The organism is Bacillus sp. FSL R9-9497, from assembly GCF_038005805.1.
Lineage (GTDB): Bacteria > Bacillota > Bacilli > Bacillales > Bacillaceae_G > Bacillus_A > Bacillus_A cereus.
Genome location: NZ_JBBOTY010000001.1, coordinates 1,938,268 through 1,957,340, shown reverse-complemented (window position 1 = coordinate 1,957,340; position 19,073 = coordinate 1,938,268). Strand labels below are relative to the sequence as shown.

Sequence of the window (19,073 nt, the reverse complement as noted above, 5' to 3'; positions counted from 1 at the left end):
ACTATAAAAATACCGAAATATCCCCATTTTCATCGTACAGTATAAAATGATTTATTTCTTCACAGATAGATTTTCACCATAAAAAAACAGTCTATGACTATTATTTACAAATATTATTTCAGCTTTTGCTCTTTTTCTCTTATTCTTTTTCTATTCGCTATAAATTCTTGGCGCTCTTTTTCATATTGTTCCCACGTAATATTAGATATTTAGATTCTTATTCAATTAAAAATAGACTTTCCTCTTTCCATTTTGGAAGAGGAAAGTCTATTTATTTCCAAATATATTATAGCCTTTGTTTTATTAATAATTGTTACTTATTATTTTCAGCCTTGTTCTTTATCGTTTTTACAAATTCATTTCGCCATATTTTAAAATTATGAGCAAAATTTCCTTCAATAGAATTTTTATACCCTTCAAATTTCACTTCTGATATATCAAAGTCATTGAATAATTTATATGTCTCTCCCGTCAAACCTACTGGGTGTAATACCCCACCATAGTCATAGAAAGTGTCTTCATCGAGAAGTATTCCTCTTGTAGTAATTACATACTCTACATCTTTTTCTTCCTCAGTACTCAACCTCACTACACTTCCTAAAGGCAAAACTTTCTCCATATAATCTTTCATATTAATTCACCGATCCTTTTAACACGATAATTTTCTCTTCTATTTTTTGTCGCCTTTTTTCTAATTGGCGGATACGATCAATAAAAGCATCACGTGTTTTACCTTGCAAACTATTATCAATACTATTTTCTAATCTTCTAATATCTCCGGTCAAAGATACAGCTGCTTTTTCAAGTTGCATAACAACATTAATAATTTGATCTCGCCCACCACTGTCCGGAAATGTACTATGAACCCTCGACATTATCATATGTAAATCCATCCTCATACCCCCTTCCTTAACATTTATCAATAATAAGAAACTGAAGCTAACTCTTCATCTTTTGCTATCATAGAAATTACCGCATCTGTTACATCTTGACTTAACTCTTTTAAATCATTTGAAAGTTCGTTCACATCTCTAGAAATCTCTACTAATAATGAACGATTTAACCCTCTACTACCATCATTCATAAAATAGTTTAATAATGATTGGCGATGGCTTCTTACATAATCTCCAGCAATTGAAGCAATATTTGTATCAATTTCAAAGTCACCTTTAAATACATCTAAAATATCTTGAACAAGAGAAGATGCTACTTCTTTTGCAATTGCTATAATTTCATCACGGGATAAATAAAGAATGATGCATCCTACTAAAAAATCTACAGCTGCGTTAAATACTGATTCTAACACTTCAAGTACCTTTTCCTTACATTTTGCTAATTTATTCTCTATCCAATCCACAGCCGCATTCACCTGATTTCTAACTTCTTGTATAACTTCCTTACTAAATTTCAAAGCTTTTTTTCCTGTTTCTACACCTATACTTGCTATTTTTGTTGCTAGAGCACTAGTATCTCCCACTACTGTTATTGCAACTAGAATTGCACTGACTGGGGTTCCATTTACCACTAAATCCACTACAACTTCTTCTGTTGTACTTAATGTTTTTTTTCCAGTGATTCCTTTATATAGGTCCCCAGCAGATTCTGATATTTCTAAAAAACCAAATTTCCAATCAAATCCTGTTTCGCTAACCTTTTTCAATTTATCTATTGCTACATTCCCATTCCTAAAATAAAATTTTGGATCATATAAAAAAGAATGCCCTTCCCCATTTTCCATTTTATAAACCTGTCCAGGTATTACAAAATCTGCGGCCTTAATGGCGCCATACAAAGGATCATATTCATTTATAAGACTGCGGCAATTTTTCATATTGGTCCCGTATCCGTACTTAACCACATCTTTATTTAAAACAGGCGCAGGATTTAAAGCTAATACGTTTATATTATCTTCTTGATGTCTTAATGCAACTGTATTCGCTGCTCCGCCACCTAAGGAGTGCCCTAGTAAAGTTATCTTCTTTCCTTTATTCTTCGCCTTGACTTTTTCATAAAATTTTTCTGCTTGACTATACTGAAATTCCGCTAATGACCCCAATATAGGTGAATTAGTTAAATTATGTAGCCCAATTGCTCCATCGGTTGCTAAATCACCTATTTGGCTCGGTTGGGTTCCAACGTATACAATGAAAATTTCATGCGTGTTTCTATCCTCTAAAGCATATGCCCCAAATCCAGTTACTGAATGAATATCATCAGAAGCTATAAGATTAGCATTAAAGTTGTCTTGTAACTTCTGTTTATTTATTATTGGATCAGAATTATTATATTTTTTTTCTTGTGCATTATAATCATAAATATCTTTTGCCGATAATCTTAATTTTCCTACATCACTACTTAATTTATAATCTTCCTCATTCACCATATTCTCCCCCTTATATATTAATGGCTTTCTTTAAATTTCTTTTCATATTGTAAGTAATCTTTTTTTGATTTCCGATTATTTTCTTCTTTATTATGTAAATATGTTGTTATTTCTTGATCATGCCTAATCATATTATTTTCTTCATTTCTTTGTTTATAGCCTATCGAAATTGTTATCTCTGTTATTTCCATCGGATTTTCCTTTGTATCCTTAGCAGAATTAAATTCAATTAGTAGTGTTGCATAACTAAACTTCTCGTACTCTAATCCTAAATTCCCATTAAATATCTCTTTAAATTGAATTTCTGATAAATTATAGCTTATCGTAGCTGGTTGGCTGAAGCTTTTTTTATTCACATTTGGTTTCAATTCTTTTATTCCTTGCACCCTATTAAGCATTAATTTTATATTAGACATATCTTTCCCTCGATTTGAAGCTTCTAGCTGTCCATTTTCGTATCTTATATCTGACTTGAATACAACTTCTTCTTTATATTGTGGGTTGTCACTATGTTTTTCATCCTCAACTGGAGTATTGACTTTCTTTTGTGCCTCACCAAAAAGAATATTATCTTTAATACTATAAATACCTTGCGTTGTTTGATAAACTACTCCTATTTGCTTATTATTATCCTCAATAAAAGTGCTATCCCTAACCTCTTCTTTCACATAAGCATACCCATCATCACTTGCAGACATAACAGTCTTCATGTCCCCTTCATCCAATGCCTTTACTAATCTCTCATACTCTATCTTTGTCTCCCCAAAACCACATCCACTTAATAAACTTGCCACTATTGACACGACTATCATCACCTTAGCTTTCTTCTTTAATTTCATACTGTCACCTCGTTAGTTACTCTAGGCATTTTTAGTTTCATTATGTTCCCTTTTTGATAGTAATACACTTCATCTTTACCTAATGGCGCTTCGTTGCTTATATATTTTATGTTGAAGATACTTTGATCATTTAATGGCATTGCGATAATTGCTGCTGTTAGCTTACTTCTCATTTTCATAGGTAGAGCTTCACGATTTCGGTCCATGTAGTCGTGGTGACCTGCTAATACAAAGTAAATGCCTACTGTACGAGATAGATCAATTAAAGTTGCTGCATCCTCCATTTCTAAATAAACAAATTTACTAAACTCTTCAACATTTGTCATGATAATGAGTTGTTTTGTGAATGCAGGAATTTCTCTACCTTCTTGTCTTGCTTGCGCTAATTCAAGAGCTCGTTCGCGAATTACTTCCATCCAATACTTCGCATGCATATTGATTTCATTTTCGTCTACAATGTAGTGCGTCACATTATCTTTATATTGAACGAAACTATACTCTGCTGTATCCACTAACGTCACACTTTCAAAATAATCTTTATTCAATTGAGATAGGATGCTAGATACAATTTGTTTTCTCATACTATCATCTACACTATAAATCATTAAATGATCATTCACTGCAATATCATGAGCTACAACTTCTACGTTTGCAAAATCAAGCCCCATTGGAATTCTTGCTGCTTGTAGAGCTTTTGTAACGTCTTTATTTTTACGATAAGTAGCAATATCAATAATTTCTGGCATCATTGGAATTGCCTTCGGACGTTCTCCATCCCATTCTCGGTCCATATCATTTGCTTCTTGTTGTAATAATTGAATTTGCTGTAATTCATCTTCTGCTTTCGTAGGTAATGCAACCTGGAATAATGTAGGAGATTCTAGTTTTATTAACGCTCTTCCTGCTGTTTCTTCCACTTTTATATCAGATCTCCCTACAATACTAGCTACTTCACTTTGATCAATCATATATAGGCAAGTTTGAATTTTAATATTATTGTACAATTGAATTCTAAGTGCATTTTGTCGCCCTGCACTAATTAAGGTATGAATTCCTAAACTTGCTCCATCTCGGACAATTTGCATAATTAGCATTTCAAAGCTTTCATAGAACTTCGCTTCTTTTACTGCATCATAATTGTCGATCGCAATAATAATATGTGGTATTTCTTTCCCACTTGCCTTTTCATACATTTCAATATTTGCAACGTCATATTCACTTAATAATCGTTTACGATTTTTCATTTCTTGAGTTAATCTTTCAACAAACTTTAAACATTTTTCAGATTCATCAATCGTAATCGTATCCGCTACATGAGGTAATCCTTTCAAAGGTAGAAGACCATTTGTTCCAAGGTCCACTAAATACACATGCAAATGCTCCGGACTATGCTGACGAGCTACATCCATAATGACTGATTGTAAGAATGTTGATTTTCCGTAGCCAGGGCTTGAGAAGACCGCTACGTGTCCGTCTTTACTAATATCTAGTGTTAATGGTGTTTGTGATTGTAATTCAGGCTGATCTAGTAGACCAATTGTTGCTTGTAATGGTTTCTTTTCTTTCGTCCATGCTTCTTTGAACTGAATAGCATGTAAGTCTTGTAAATATACGCTTTCTGGAAGTGGTGGTAACCACGGTCTAGCTAACGCTTCAATTTCATTTACTTCTGCGTAATCGTGAATGTAGTCAATAACAGCATCCAGCTCAGATGGTACGCTTATTACTTCTTTACTGCTACCAAGTCCACTTAAATCTTCACTTAATATTTCATATTGTCCTAGATCATTTATTGCATATATCGTTGCGTCTAAATGTTCTTTATCCTCTTTGTTTTCTACATAGTCTGCTCCGCTCCAAGCTGATTGGAATAGTTCATAAATTTCATTATTCCCAACTTGTAAGTAAGCACGTCCTGGTAATGTAATTTCAGCAGCATCCGGTGTTTTTAAGATTTCATTACTATCTGACGTATTTTGAACTTTTAATGCTAGTTTGAATTTCGAGTTACTCCAAATTTGATCATCTACAACACCACTCGGTTTTTGCGTAGCTAATATTAAATGGATTCCGAGCGAACGACCGATACGCGCTGTTGAAACTAACTCTTTCATAAATTCTGGTTGTTCTGACTTCAGTTCTGCGAATTCATCACTAATTAAAAATAGATGCGGCATCGGCTCACTTACTAAGCCTTCTTTATACAGTTTTTGATACTGATTAATATGGTTTACATCATTTTCACCAAATAATCGTTGTCTTTTCTGTAATTCAGCTTTAATTGATGCGAGCGCTCTCATACTTTGTGCTCCATCTAAGTTCGTAATTGTTCCTAATAAATGCGGTAAGTTTTTAAATAAATTCGCCATTCCGCCGCCTTTATAGTCAATTAGTAAAAAGGCTACTTCGTACGGGTGGAAATTGACTGCTAGAGATAAAATATACGATTGTATAATTTCCGATTTACCTGAACCTGTTGTACCTGCTATTAATCCGTGTGGTCCGTGTGCTTTTTCGTGTAAGTTTAAGTTTACGATATCTTCTTTACCACGTAATCCAAGTGGTACAGCTAAAGATTTATGCGCTGCATTTTTCTCCCAACGACTTGTGATATTCAGTTCTTTTACTTTTTCAACGCCGTACATTTCTAAAAATGTTACGCTTTCTGGAATACTATTTTTTAAGTTTTGCAAATGATTTAATGGTGCTAATGCCCGTGAAATATCTTCTAAATTGAACCCTTTCGGTACGTGATTTAGTTTAAATTGACGGTTAACAAGCTCTCCTTGCTCTAAGATGATGTTCCCTTGTTTTGCATCTCTTATATCTATTACCGTTTTCACATGCTCCGGTAAACTTTGCATAACATCTTGTACAAATACAAGTGATACACCTAATTGACTCGGATCATCATTAAAGAATTCCATAACAACATGGTCTAATATTAGTTTTTCATCTGTAATGAGAACGACATAGTGCGGTGCAAAGTACATTTTTTCATTAGTAGAACTTTTTTCATCTAGTTTTAATTTTCGTTCTTTCAATATTTGATACAAACTATTTAACACTTGATCACGGCTACGATCATGGTATACAAATCCACGTACATTTATATCGCGAACACTTCCATGAGGTAACCAGCGCATCCAATCCCATTTTTCTTTTTCTTCTTCCGGAAAAATAGTAATAAACTGCAAGTCATAATAACTATGGAATAAAGCTGTTTGTGCAACTAATAATTGTAATTGCTCTAACACTAAAGAGCGTTGGCCAATATAACCGACTGGTCCATTCATTAAATCTGTTACAACTGGTACATCTTCCAATGATAGATAACGCTGTCTTAGTTCACGTGCTATATCGATTAATTCATCTTTTGTTTGACTAAATTCTTCTTCATTAAATTGAATTTCAAAACTCGTATTAGCTTGTCCTGTTCCAACGCTAAATGTTAAGAAATCATGATGTAACATTGTTTTTTCATAAATTCTAGGATTTACTTGAACTGCCATATTACGTATTACTTCTACATTTGGATTGTGATAATGTAATGCGTGACGCTGTTTTTCACTTTCTGCATGTAAATCTTTCGTTTTTTGTTTTATATACTCTCTATAGCTTTTATCTCGTTCAACAATGTCGACTTTATATTGCTTCAAATTTTTAATATACGATGTGACAGAAACAATGATTGTTACTAATGTCATCGCAATCGATGCGATAATAAACATTCCATATTTCATGAAAATAGCAAGTAATACAGTTACCACAATCATGACAAGTGAAGGTGCAATGATTCTTGCTAAATGCTCCGTTGGTTTTGATGGCATACTTGAAGGCTTTGCAATTGTCATTTTCTCTTCTGGTTCACGGTAAATAATACGTGGTGAACGATGATAGTCTGGATAACCACTTTGATAATTTGTTTCTGATTCTACTAAAATAGGTAACGCAGATTTCACTTTATTTTCTGAAGAAAGTACTTGAATGTCTTCACTACCAATCTCCAATAAAATACCATCAAAATATAATACGTCTCCTGATTCCAACATAACGCTATCTTTTAACTTCGTATAATTATGAAATACATCCCCGCCATACACGTTCACTTTAAAAGAATCGTACAACGTTTCGCGAGATAGCATTAAATCGACACTAGTCCCGGTAATAGAAATATCATCGTAATCGTTTTGACTCACTGTAAGAGAATGTTTCGTTCCAATATCAAACACTTTAGTTGTGCCAACAATAGATATAAAGATTTTCAAGCTCACATCTCTTGTTTTCCCAATCTCAATTTCCTTATTGAATTCTATTAATTGATCCTGTACCATCCAAGCATTTGCTTCATTATTCCACTTTAACTCTACCTCTTGTTCTAAACTTGGATTCGTAATATCATTTGTCCACTCTTTTCCAATCGACACTATTGATTGCTCATTTGGATGTAATGTGCACTTATATATTTTGTCTCCATAAGTCAATACTAATAGTTGCTCCATCCGTGTTCACTGCTCCTTTTCAACTGTCTCATCAAGTGCTTACTCTTTTTTCTCTGTGTCCGACAAATTTTTATCGTTTGATGAATTGCCATATTTCTTTTTATATTCATCTAATTGTTGCTCATATGTTTTTAACTTTTGATCACGTTCTTCCCCTGATAAATCTGGATTATTTTTCAGTGATTCAATTTGTTTAACAAGGCCGTACATAATAAGCTGAGGATCATCAAGTGTCTTAGCTAAATCTAATGATTTATCAAAATTACCTTTTCCGTTATACATCCAATACAGCAAATACTTTTCATCACTTTTCAAACTAATATTTTTCATAATCGATTTCTTTTGAGCTTCACCTAGTTTTTCAGCTGTAATGTATGCGAATGCTAACTCATATTTAGATGCAATCGGTAATGATTCAAACTCCTCTTCATTCAATTGCGTAATGACTTTGTCATAATCAGTTGCTATGAAACTTGCATTTGCTTCTAACAATTTATTTTGATAAGGAAATTTTATAAAAGTGAAATATATTAAAGGAGCAGCTAAAATAACTGTCGCCGCTATGAAGGAAAAAGCTAAGTATTTAAATGATTTGTAGCTTTTTTTAGGTACTAACTGCATATTTTTTTCTGTTTTTGTTTGTTCCTTCTCAAAGCTGTCATCAAGAAACTGCAGTAATGCATCTAAGCTTTCCATTTGAGCAACGGTCTGTTCAAATGTTGTTTCTTTTGCATCTTTTAGTAACCCAGCATACAAATCATCAAAGTTATGTTTTTGGGAGAATAAAGCAATAATTAGACACTTATATTGTGTTAAAAATTGCTCTTCTAATAACGGGGTTGGCGGAACAATATCTCGAATTCCTCTATGTATAATACTTGGTATTAAATTAGCATTAAAAACTATATTGTCTGGATGTAAAAAGAACGTGATTCGTTTATTTAAATATTTACGAAACTGCGCAACATTCCGAAGTAGTCTTAATTTCTCATTTCTTCCAAAACGGCTAAGATCGTCCCACTTATATAATTTTTTATCTACTTGATATAGAAACGTAAACATATCATCCGTTTCTTCTATTGTTAATGGTACAAATTCAGATGATTCGCCCGTAATTATATCGAATTGACGGAAGTCTTTTATACGTGTTTGAGATTTGGTCATCTCCAATTTCCAATTTTCTTTTTCTATTTGAAATTGATAGTTCATTGCATCAATTTGAATTATTTTTTCCGTCATGTTTATCCTCTTCTCCTTTTCTTTATAACCCGTAATAACTTATTTTCAAATAACTAAAAGTAAAAAATATTCTTTATAAAACTTGCAAAATATCTCCATCTGTTATTTGGTGATCAATTAAACGATCATTATCTGTTAAAACAATTGACTTATTTTTCACTTTAATTACAAAATGTGAACCTTCATGATTATCAATCTTTAGCGTATCTAATAAGTTTTTTAATAAATATTTAATAGATTGATGATTCGGAATACGCAAATCATATGTATTTCCATTCCATTTACTAAAATCTACTGTCACATTGATATGTGTTTGTATTGCCATCGCTTTACCTCCAACTTTTACGAAGAACCGTATAAATACCGATGCAAATAAGTAGAATGCCGCCGCCAAATAATAATATTATTGTTATACTAATTGGCTCTTCATTCATTGTTTCATTACTCGCTACTTCATCTGCACTTTTTCTGACAATGTATTCACTGCTAAACAAACTATTTTTCGTATCTTTAACACTATTATTCTCTTTTGGTTTTGTAAAAAGAGAATCTCGCAAAGCTTCCATATCTTTTTGTTCTTTCTTTTTCTTTTTCTCAATTTCTTCTTCTATATCTTTGTTAAATAACTCAATCGATGCTTTATCTAATTCTGTTTCCTTATGTTCCTTTTTATTTTTTTCTTGGTCGCTTTCTTCAAGTCGATCCACTTTAAACTTAATCTTCCCATCATCACCAAGATAACTGTCAGCCGCGCTCCTTATCGGGAGCGCGACAAACAGTAAAAGGATAGAGAGAAATGATAACTTAGCCACTATGCTCCATTGTTTGATCATTTACTTCTTTTTCCTCCCATTTCTTATGCCATACAAATAGATTACTAACCAATCCAATAATGGCAATTACAAACAATACGACAAAAATAACTTTCCCAGTATCTTTACCACTAATAAAATCATTTAGAAAACTTTCTATATACTGAAGCGGTGAGAATTGACGTATCTTTCCGACAGACGACATTTGATCTACTTTACTTCCAACTGCCTCAGTTAAAAATAGGTACATGCTTAAAAATACTAATAGTATAAACATTCCTACCATTTTTATTTGTCGTAATAAGTAGGTTGAGACCAATACAAACGCCATCATAATAAATGTGATGAACGCAATCCATAGTAAACTTTGATCCTGACCGAACTTTAAAAGACGCCCAGAAATGATACCTATACTAATCCCTTCCACAATTGATATACCGAAAGCTACTACTGTAGTTGGTACATTCATATCAATTAATGAGAATTTCTCTTCAAAATGATCTGATTGCATTCGTTTCTTTTCTTGATTCGCAATTGCGTATGCTGTAAATAATGCAACAATGAAACAAGTTAATACAATTAAGTATGGTGTAAAAGCATTTCCTGCTACAATTACTCCATCATTTTGCTTTTGAACTGGACTAGCTAAAAAGTCATATAGCATCTCATTTTGACGATCTCCAATACGGCTATTCGCTAAAATTTTCGTAAAGTTTTTGGAGAATGATTTATCATCTTCCATTTTCTTCGTAAAGTCATTTAATAATAAATCAGCTTTTGAAACAATTGTCGTTCCGCTGTCTTGAATTTCTTTTGCTTGTCCATTAATTTGATCAAATGTTTTATATACATCGTCTGAAGTTGCTAAACTATGCTTCGAACTTTCGACCAATGACTGACTTTGCATCATTAATGATTTAATACCAGAATCTAACGATAAAATAGCTGTTTGCTCACCAGCATGATTTGTTGTTAATACTTGCTGCTCTTCAACTAGCTTTAAACTATTCTCACGCCATTTCGCTAAACCTTTTAAATACTCTCCTAAATTTTCATTCATACTAGTTGCTTGTTGCGTCGTTCCATTTAATTTCTCCGCTAGTAGCATAGAATTTTGATCCGCACTAGTAATAGATTGTTGATAAGAGTTTATTTTTTGTTTTAAACCTGACATATCTTGCTTTATTTCTGTAGTAATACTTGATGAAACAAGATTTGAAATTAAATCAATTAAACTTTGTTTATTTAATACGTAGTACAAAGATTGATCCGTCGCAATTGCATCTAAACTTCCCTCTTCTAACTTAGGACCTACATCTTTCGTTCTTAAATCAATCCCATAATACATTTCGTAAAGGCTCATTAAACCTTGATAACTTTCGACTGTATCTACTGCTTCTTTTATTAATACACTAGAAGTAATATCTGGTATTTTTTCTGTTTTTTGATGTATAACTTGATTCGTTGTACTTTCAATAGTTTTTGAATTGCTACCGTTATCTGTCCCAGTGTCTGGCTTCTCTCCTGTATCAGGTTTTTCTCCTGTGTCTGGTTTCTCTCCTGTATCAGGTTTTCCTCCCGTGTCTGGATTTCCTCCTGTATCAGGTTTTCCTCCTGTGTCTGGATTTCCTCCCGTATCAGGTTTTCCTCCTGTGTCTGGATTTCCTCCCGTATCAGGTTTTCCTCCTGTGTCTGGATTTCCTCCTGCATCAGGTTTTCCTCCTGCATCAGGTTTTCCTCCTGCATCAGGTTTTCCTCCTGTATCAGGCTTTACACTGTCACCATTATTACTCTGTTCTGTTTTTTGAATAATAGGCGTTTTAGCATTGTGTACTAACGGCATTATGCCATACTGTGATTTATGAACCACATTTTCCACCTTGCTATTTTCAGTTTGTGTTCCTTTATCCTCTTTATTAGGTTCTTCTTTTTCAGGACTAGTTTCTTTTTTATGAGTCCCGCTCAATTCCCACTGCCATGTTACAGGAGAGAAAACATCTATATTGATGTTTGGATCTTTTAGCTTCACATGCAAGCTAATCTTTATATCCCCTTCATTACGAGGAGCTATTGTAATTTCTCCTGCTTCGCTTTGTAGAAAGTCACTTGTACGATCCACATCATCAATATATAAAGCTTCTGTACTTCCATCTAGTTTAAATTCTTCTGGAATCTTTATCTTCAAAATTTGCGGAGATTCCATTTTAATTACTTTCGCAGTATCACTAAATGTAATTCCCTCTGTATAAAGTCTATCCTTTACTTCTTTAATAGCGTTTCCTAAAGATATTTTATTTACAGGATCATAATAAAAATTATTTTCTTTATTATATTTTTTTGTAAATTGAATTACATTTTGCAGTTGTAATTTCGTCGCATCTGGTAAATCGCTTTGACCGATTTCTTCCATGTTTAAACTAGGTAATTTCGCAATTAAATTCTCGATTTGTTTCTTTATTCGAGCATCTGGTTGTTTCATTAATGTATTTATGAAGATTTCTTGCTTTCCATCATTCGACATAGATTGCTTTAACTTCTTAATTACCGTCTCTTGAATATCACTTTCTAACTTTCCTGCAAGTTCTGTATCATATTCAGATACTTGTTTTTTTACATCTGCTAAATATTTTTGAATCGCTGCAGCATCAGTTAAAATATTTGGTTCTTTCTCTGAAAACGTAAATTGATTTGAAATACTTTTATTAGCGGATTCCAATGCACTTAATTGCTTTAAAGCATCGCCTGTATTCATATCATTCATATATTGATTGAATTGATTTGTGAAATTATTCGCTAACAAATTGTTATCAGTTTGCATTTTTTGAAAGTTATTAAAACCATCTAAGTACGTACTGTTAGATTTATTCCCTTCATCTAACGCTTGACCGAAACCTTTTAAAACATCCTGAAATCCTTTGAAACTATTAACAGAAACACCTGTATAATCTTGTACTGTTTTAAATTGATTTGTGTAATTTGCTAACGGACTATGTATATCTTTTTTATACATAGTTGTTTGAACGTTTCCTTTTTCAATTATTTTACCTATATTATCTTGTGCACCTTGTAGCTTACCGATAATACTCGCAAAATAAACGTCGATTATTTGCTTATTGAAATCTTCTAAAATAACAGAAGCTGTATTTTCTGCCTCAGCTTTCAAATCCTTATTCCCAGTTGCATTTACTTTGTAGTTTAACGTTAATTTCTCCGGAATCTCTGAATCAATCGCAACTGCTTTCCTAGAAAAATCATTTGGAATAACAATCATCATATTGTAATTATTATTTTTCAATCCATTTTCTGCTACCCCGCGACTAACTATGTACCATTCTTGTTTCGTATTTTTATTTACATTTTTAACAAATTGATCTCCAAATGCTATTTTATTGCCCTCAAATACAGTGCCCTGATCTTCATTTACCAACGCAACTGTCATTTTTGGTGTAGTATTCTCATTAGCTTTCTTAACATTTTGATTTAATGCTAAATAGGAGACCCCTGTCGATAGTACAAGAGCTAAAATAATAAACAACAAGATGCTCCATTTGAACTTTTTCACTACTTATCACTCCTGCGACTGCGAGTCTATCTGATGAAAGACTTCGTATCTTACTCTAGTTTTAAAGTAATTTAGCCATACAACGTATGGTTGCATGGCTAAATTATATATTTCTTTTTATCTGTCTTATTGTAGACCAAAATTACGAGAAAGATCTTCGTCATGTCTAGCAACAGCTTCTGCAGTTTTATTAAGCTGCATATTAATTTCTTGTAATAGCTGTGCGAAGTTTTGTACTTTTGGCTTTAATTGATTGAACTGTTGGTCAAAACCTTCGAAAGCACGACCTTCCCATTCTCCTCTTAATTCATTTTGTAAGTTTTGTAGTTGACGTAAAATGTCCTCAATTTGATTTGCACCTTGTCCATATCGAGTCGCTTTCGATTTAAGCTCCTCTGGTGACATACGAATTTGTCCTGCCATTATTAAATCCCCCTTAAAATTAAAAAATAGTAAAATTAACCAATAATCAATTCTACAAATTGATTATATCAATAATTTAAAAATTTCTAAACAAAAAAATGATATTTTTCCAAAATTTCTCTTTTACTATAATAACGATATATTATATAATACTAATTTATTTGTTTTTTAAGCACACTCTATAAATCTACTATAAAATAAAGGCAAACCATCTATTTTATACTTATTCGCTTTAAATTCCAGCGATAAAGTAGCCACTAAATCATTATTTTCTCTTCTCTCATTCAGACTATTCTACTCACTTCAAAGTCATAATTACCTGCCTTTCAACAAACCCAAACTCTTCGTACATCTCTTTTGCAAAATTCCCAGCAAATACATTCAACCGAATTTCTAAATACTTCTCCTTTAATTCCTTAATACCAGCTTCCATCAGTTCTCGCGATAATCCTCTCCCGCGATATTCTGGGAAAACGTACAATTCATATATAAATCCAAGTTTTTCACGAGAAAAATAGTCTGTATTTTCCCCAATTAATATCCATCCCATTACTTTATTTTTTTCTTTAACGATTAAATAGTATGCTCCTTTTTCTACAATCGGCTTTGTAATTTCAATCGCTTTCTCGGTACTTAATTGACAATTGCCTCTCGTCCCTTCAAAAAGCGATTGAGCCGCACATTTTAATATTTCATTGGTATCTTCTTGATTCGCCTTAATTATCATTTTTACAACTCCCCTTGAATAATAGGCATTACTATCGCTTGTTCAAGATTCTCCGCTTCCATAACAATTGCTGTTAATCCGTGTTCTGTACTTGTTTCATGGAGCTCTCCCTTTTCCCAAAACACAGCTTGTCCCGCCTCTATATTTATCTTTTCTTTATTTACCCCACATACATATCCTGCTCCTTTCACAATAAGAAGCAGTTGAGATACAACTGCTTCATGATTACCGATGATTCCATTCTCGTGTAAATGCATAACACCGATATGTATATTCCCTCGATGGTTTAATATTTTCGACATGATGAAATTAGATTGAAATACTGATAGGTGCTTTCCTACTTTTTCACTAAAATCAAAAATTTTCATTACTAGTCCTCCTTATACGTATAAAACCATCCTTACTGTCTGCATCATATGTCCTTCAAAGTCTTCTTCAAATTGCTCTAATTCAGCAAAACCTTTCGCTTCATAAAAGCGTTTTCCTTTTTCATTTGCTGCTTCTACATGTATGTACAATTTCCGTATCCCATTTAATGCTTTAATCCCTCTTTGTAATAAAGCACTTCCGATCCCTTTTCCTTGCTGATCTGGTAACAAATAAATCGCACCTAATTCCGCTTCATTTTGTAGTCTAACAGGTGAAAAGTTCGCAAACCCTATTACTTCACCCTCTTCTTCCGCAACGAATAAATGTGTATTTTTAAGACGATATTTCATTTTTTCATCAGAGTATGCCTCGTCTAAAAAACTATCTTGAATTTCTCTCGGAATAATGCCTTCGTATGTATCATGCCAAGCTATTTTTGCTACTGATTGTACAGCATGAATATCTTCTTGCTTCATTTCTCTAATTATATATGTCATCTCGATGTCTCCATTCTCTTTAAATTATATTCTGCTAATATACTAGAAGAAACGGCAAAACCATTTTCATAATTCACCTTAATTAATTTTAATTTCTCAATTGAAGCTGTTGCAAAATCAAACTTCCCATAAATATATTCCATTACACTTAAAAACTGCTTTGTATGTAATCTATTTGCAATTGTACAATGCGGAACCCATTTTCCCGGTACGTAATATGAATTTGGGTTGTCATGAAAAGTTTTAAAATAATCATGATAAGAATAATGAAGTTTTAACAATTCATCGGTAACGGTCGGCGCTAGAAAGACCGTTCCATTAGTAGGAAAAATTCCAACAGAAGGAAAAGTTACTGCATCCATATTTTCTTGAATAGCTACAAACTCCCCTAGTTTCTCAGTATACAAATGAACATCTAACTCATTATAATCAGCTAACGTAATATGAGGTTCTACTCCAGCTAATTGATTTGTTCCAATTACATTTGTTAATTCATTTTGCAATTCTGTAATTTTATTAGTAAACACACGATCAAATGTAGCAATAATAGCGTACAATCTTTCTCACCCCTTCGTTACACATAGCGCTTCCCATTCTTCACGAATCATGCCCATTCGAATAGAATCATAGTATGTTCCGTTATAATAACGACACTTTCGCATTCTACCTTCTAAGCTCATTCCTATTTTCTCCGCTATTTTCATCATTCGTTCATTGCCAGACCAAGTCGTGATTCCTACTCTACCAATCTCCATTTTTTCAAATAGCAAATCTCTATATAATGTCAATGTTTCTGTACCGTATCCACCATTCCAGTATGTTGGGTCATAAATCACAAGCCCCATCTCTAACCAACGCGTCGGTTTGTATTCCCAATAAAACCCAACTGTCCCAATGATTTGACCGTTATTTTCTATAATTAAATTTGACAGTGGTTCTTCTTTCAAACGAGTTTGCATCTTCTCTTTATAGGAAGAGTATTCTTGCATTGAGAACGGGAAATATGGCGCATCCCATTTCTTCCATTCTGGGCTTTCTTCTTTAAATATGATATTCCATAATGTTTTTATATCCGATTCTTCTATTGTACGAATTGTAACTTTCTTCCCCTTTAATACAACGTTTTGCATAATTCCCTCCTGCATTCCTCTTTATTTCATATATAATTATAATATTTTTTCTGAAAAATCAAAACAAATATCATTTATTATATTGTATAATTTTGTTATAAGGTACCAATTATTGATTTAGAAAGCTGGTGATTCAATGAATAAACGATTTAGTATTGCTTTATTTCTTACTATTATTATGACAAATATTATTCTCTATTTCTTCTTACCATTAAGTATTGTTACGAAATGGGACTTTAATGGAACGCCTACATCAACAATGGATAAAAGCACTTTTGTAATCATAAATATAATTATATGTTCCTTCTTATTCTTTGTATTTTTAGCTTTATCTAAAGCAGCGAGTAACCAGAAATTTCTCCATTGGATCGGCAACACAATGTTACTATTCTTATTTTTTGTCGATATTGTCATCGCCCTCATCGCTCTTGGCTTTTCACTTCCTCTTGATCATTTCATATTTTTAGCATTAGGGCTTTTATTTATATTAATAGGTTATTTCAGTTCCAAAATTGATACGACTAAATCAACCGTTTCATTAGAATGGAATGATAAGTACCTTGAAAAAAGAGCTTCAAATATTAGTAGTATTTCAATGATGATAGCAGGTATTTTTTTAGCGATACTTCCTTTTATCGTTTCTGCTCCCTATAGAGGTTATGCTATACTAGCAATTCTTTTAGGAATGACGCTTATCATTCTGCCGAGTACGATTTATTTACTTATTAAAGACAGCAAGCAATCTACTCCTTTAAAAAAATAGGAGGTTATATCCCTCCTATTTCAGCTTAATGTTTTATTTTTCACTTTTTCTATCTCAACTAAAATCCCTTTCTCTATCCAACCCTCTACGCCATCTTTTTTAATTAAATCATATCCTGAACAGCTATCATCAATGAGAGAAACGATATCTCCCTTCCTAACGCTTATTTGCGCACAAGAAATATCAGTTTTCACTGTATATTCACCTGACTTAAGTTGTTTCATATATTCATTTTTTACAGTGAGCACATTATTCGTTTCCTTTTGTTTACATACGGTGTAATCTTGCACCTTCTCGATAGGCTCTATGTAATAATACGGATATGTCACTCCGCCCTGCATTTCTGAATTCGCATTAAAATCCGCTATTACTTCGTACTCTGGAAAATAGTCTACATATGTATAAGAAAACGTATCGTCCGTTTGTTTCCTCTGAATAATAAATACGTTTAACTGCCCTGCTTCTTTAATTGCATTTCCTCCATCAATTGCAATAATTTTTTTCTCCTTATCAATAACTGGATTATTAGACGGTGCTTCTTCAGAATAGTTCACGACAGGCCAATGACCGACTATTACATACTTATTTGCTTTATGTGATTGATTGAAAAACTCCGGCATTGCTATCGCATTTTTGCGCTCAGTTTCTTTCCAATCTACTCTATCTTCTAGACCGGCATGCACAAAAATATAATCTTCTGTTTCAATCGCTGTTGGCAACTCTGTTAGCCAATACAGTTCTTGTGAAAATTCACTTAACAATGCTTCTTTCACTTCACGAATTGAAGTGCCCTCATGAACTGAAAAACCCAATTGCTCTAGCCATTCATTAAAAATTGAATGCTTCCTCGTACATAAATAATTAATAAGACCAGGATTTTCATTTAGAAGAGCATCAACTAAAACTTCACAATTCCCTTCAACAACGTGAACCTTTGAATTGTTCTTTACAAGATTCATAACGTAGTTTACTACGCCTACGCTATCTCGTCCTTTCTCGCAAAGATCTGCATTAATAATTAAATAATCTTCATCTTTAAAGTTAACTTTATGTAGTGCTTCTTTTAAAAGATTTAATTCTCCATGAATATCAGATATGACAATAACTCTAGCATCATTAGGGATTGATAGTTTCTTTATTTTTTTCAAGTATAAGCGCTCCAATCATTCTCTTTATTAAATTAAAACAATTCGACAAAATACACTATATAACCTTTTCAAATACATATACCATAACTTACAACCTATTTACGGTTCAATAATAACTTAAAAAATAAGAAGAAGCTGTTCCCAACTTTTGCAGGACAGCTTCTTCTTATTTTTTATAGTTCTTTATAAAAAGAATAACTCACCTTATCATACCCTTCTCTTTCATAAAAACGATGAGCATCAATTCTTGAAAATGCTGACGTGAGGACGATAGACTCACATTCGTTTTCCTTTCCCCAGTTCTCTATATACGAAAGTAATACTTTCCCATGTCCTTTTGAACGATGTGCTTCTGCTGTTACAAGGTCATATACGAAAACGTGTTTCTTATTATAAAAGTTCGTACAAATCGCTACACCTGCAAGGCTAACAACTTCATCATTCTCATTACGCAGCGAAAATAGTTTATAATTTTCTTCTTTCATATTTCGAAATAAAGAGCTTGTTTCCTCTTTTGAAAGTTCCATTCGTAATTGCTGTAAAACAGGTAATACTTCATGTAATTGCTCTTCTGTTACTACTTCTTTAACATTCATTTTTAACTCTCCTCTAACTATTTATTTAATTTTCTAAATGTTATATCATTATTATAGAAAGTAACTGCCCTTCACTTAAGTGA

At 32.8% G+C, this 19,073-nt stretch carries 18 protein-coding genes; 1 reads left to right on the top strand and 17 read right to left on the bottom strand.

From position 1 onward, the window contains the following. Window positions 1-313: 313 nt before the first annotated feature. From MKY21_RS10175 to MKY21_RS10105, 15 genes are all read right to left on the bottom strand, one after another. Complete coding sequence (locus MKY21_RS10175) at window positions 314-631, bottom strand: DUF4176 domain-containing protein (protein WP_000656388.1); 318 nt, start codon at window positions 629-631, stop codon at window positions 314-316. A 1-nt stretch (window position 632) separates the two neighbouring features. Beyond that, window positions 633-893 (bottom strand): hypothetical protein, encoded by a 261-nt coding sequence (locus tag MKY21_RS10170; RefSeq protein WP_000363090.1) that lies wholly within the window; start codon window positions 891-893, stop codon window positions 633-635. Between the two features lie 26 nt (window positions 894-919). Beyond that, complete coding sequence (locus MKY21_RS10165; RefSeq protein ID WP_044797222.1) at window positions 920-2,383, bottom strand: lipase family protein; 1,464 nt, start codon at window positions 2,381-2,383, stop codon at window positions 920-922. Window positions 2,384-2,400: 17 nt separating this feature from the next. Beyond that, window positions 2,401-3,222 (bottom strand): DUF3952 domain-containing protein, encoded by an 822-nt coding sequence (locus MKY21_RS10160; RefSeq protein ID WP_000768474.1) that lies wholly within the window; start codon window positions 3,220-3,222, stop codon window positions 2,401-2,403. Continuing rightward, window positions 3,219-7,724, bottom strand: a complete 4,506-nt coding sequence (gene essC, locus MKY21_RS10155) for a type VII secretion protein EssC (protein ID WP_000436730.1) — start codon at window positions 7,722-7,724, stop codon at window positions 3,219-3,221. The genes MKY21_RS10160 and essC overlap by 4 nt, the downstream gene beginning before the upstream one ends. 39 nt (window positions 7,725-7,763) lie before the next feature. After that, on the bottom strand, window positions 7,764-8,963 hold the full coding sequence (gene essB / locus MKY21_RS10150) for a type VII secretion protein EssB (RefSeq protein WP_000136611.1): 1,200 nt from the start codon (window positions 8,961-8,963) through the stop codon (window positions 7,764-7,766). 73 nt (window positions 8,964-9,036) lie between these two features. After that, window positions 9,037-9,288 (bottom strand): EsaB/YukD family protein, encoded by a 252-nt coding sequence (locus MKY21_RS10145; RefSeq protein ID WP_001007571.1) that lies wholly within the window; start codon window positions 9,286-9,288, stop codon window positions 9,037-9,039. Between the two features lie 4 nt (window positions 9,289-9,292). Further along, window positions 9,293-9,796, bottom strand: a complete 504-nt coding sequence (essA, locus tag MKY21_RS10140) for a type VII secretion protein EssA (protein ID WP_000595655.1) — start codon at window positions 9,794-9,796, stop codon at window positions 9,293-9,295. Further along, window positions 9,768-13,337 (bottom strand): type VII secretion protein EsaA, encoded by a 3,570-nt coding sequence (gene esaA, locus MKY21_RS10135; RefSeq protein ID WP_341076110.1) that lies wholly within the window; start codon window positions 13,335-13,337, stop codon window positions 9,768-9,770. The genes essA and esaA overlap by 29 nt, the downstream gene beginning before the upstream one ends. A 126-nt stretch (window positions 13,338-13,463) precedes the next feature. Further along, complete coding sequence (locus MKY21_RS10130; RefSeq protein WP_000918601.1) at window positions 13,464-13,760, bottom strand: WXG100 family type VII secretion target; 297 nt, start codon at window positions 13,758-13,760, stop codon at window positions 13,464-13,466. Window positions 13,761-14,058: 298 nt separating this feature from the next. Continuing rightward, window positions 14,059-14,487: a GNAT family N-acetyltransferase gene (locus MKY21_RS10125; RefSeq protein ID WP_000584232.1), complete on the bottom strand. Its 429-nt coding sequence runs from the start codon at window positions 14,485-14,487 to the stop codon at window positions 14,059-14,061. A gap of 2 nt (window positions 14,488-14,489) precedes the next feature. After that, complete coding sequence (locus MKY21_RS10120) at window positions 14,490-14,855, bottom strand: hypothetical protein (RefSeq protein WP_000688080.1); 366 nt, start codon at window positions 14,853-14,855, stop codon at window positions 14,490-14,492. Between the two features lie 12 nt (window positions 14,856-14,867). Beyond that, window positions 14,868-15,353, bottom strand: coding sequence for a GNAT family N-acetyltransferase (locus MKY21_RS10115; protein ID WP_000221050.1), 486 nt, complete (start codon window positions 15,351-15,353; stop codon window positions 14,868-14,870). Continuing rightward, on the bottom strand, window positions 15,350-15,910 hold the full coding sequence (locus MKY21_RS10110) for a 2'-5' RNA ligase family protein (RefSeq protein WP_016117664.1): 561 nt from the start codon (window positions 15,908-15,910) through the stop codon (window positions 15,350-15,352). The genes MKY21_RS10115 and MKY21_RS10110 overlap by 4 nt, the downstream gene beginning before the upstream one ends. A 6-nt stretch (window positions 15,911-15,916) precedes the next feature. Next, window positions 15,917-16,483: a GNAT family N-acetyltransferase gene (locus MKY21_RS10105; RefSeq protein ID WP_341076108.1), complete on the bottom strand. Its 567-nt coding sequence runs from the start codon at window positions 16,481-16,483 to the stop codon at window positions 15,917-15,919. A 136-nt stretch (window positions 16,484-16,619) separates the two neighbouring features. Between MKY21_RS10105 and MKY21_RS10100 the strand changes: the two genes are divergently transcribed. After that, window positions 16,620-17,246, top strand: a complete 627-nt coding sequence (locus MKY21_RS10100; protein ID WP_016117662.1) for a DUF1648 domain-containing protein — start codon at window positions 16,620-16,622, stop codon at window positions 17,244-17,246. 20 nt (window positions 17,247-17,266) lie between these two features. Here MKY21_RS10100 and MKY21_RS10095 read toward each other — a convergent pair whose 3' ends face one another. Beyond that, on the bottom strand, window positions 17,267-18,394 hold the full coding sequence (locus MKY21_RS10095; protein ID WP_341076106.1) for a metallophosphoesterase: 1,128 nt from the start codon (window positions 18,392-18,394) through the stop codon (window positions 17,267-17,269). Between the two features lie 173 nt (window positions 18,395-18,567). Continuing rightward, the gene (locus MKY21_RS10090; RefSeq protein WP_341076104.1) at window positions 18,568-18,990 is read right to left on the bottom strand and encodes a GNAT family N-acetyltransferase; all 423 of its coding nucleotides are present in this window, start codon (window positions 18,988-18,990) and stop codon (window positions 18,568-18,570) included. Window positions 18,991-19,073 lie beyond the last annotated feature (83 nt).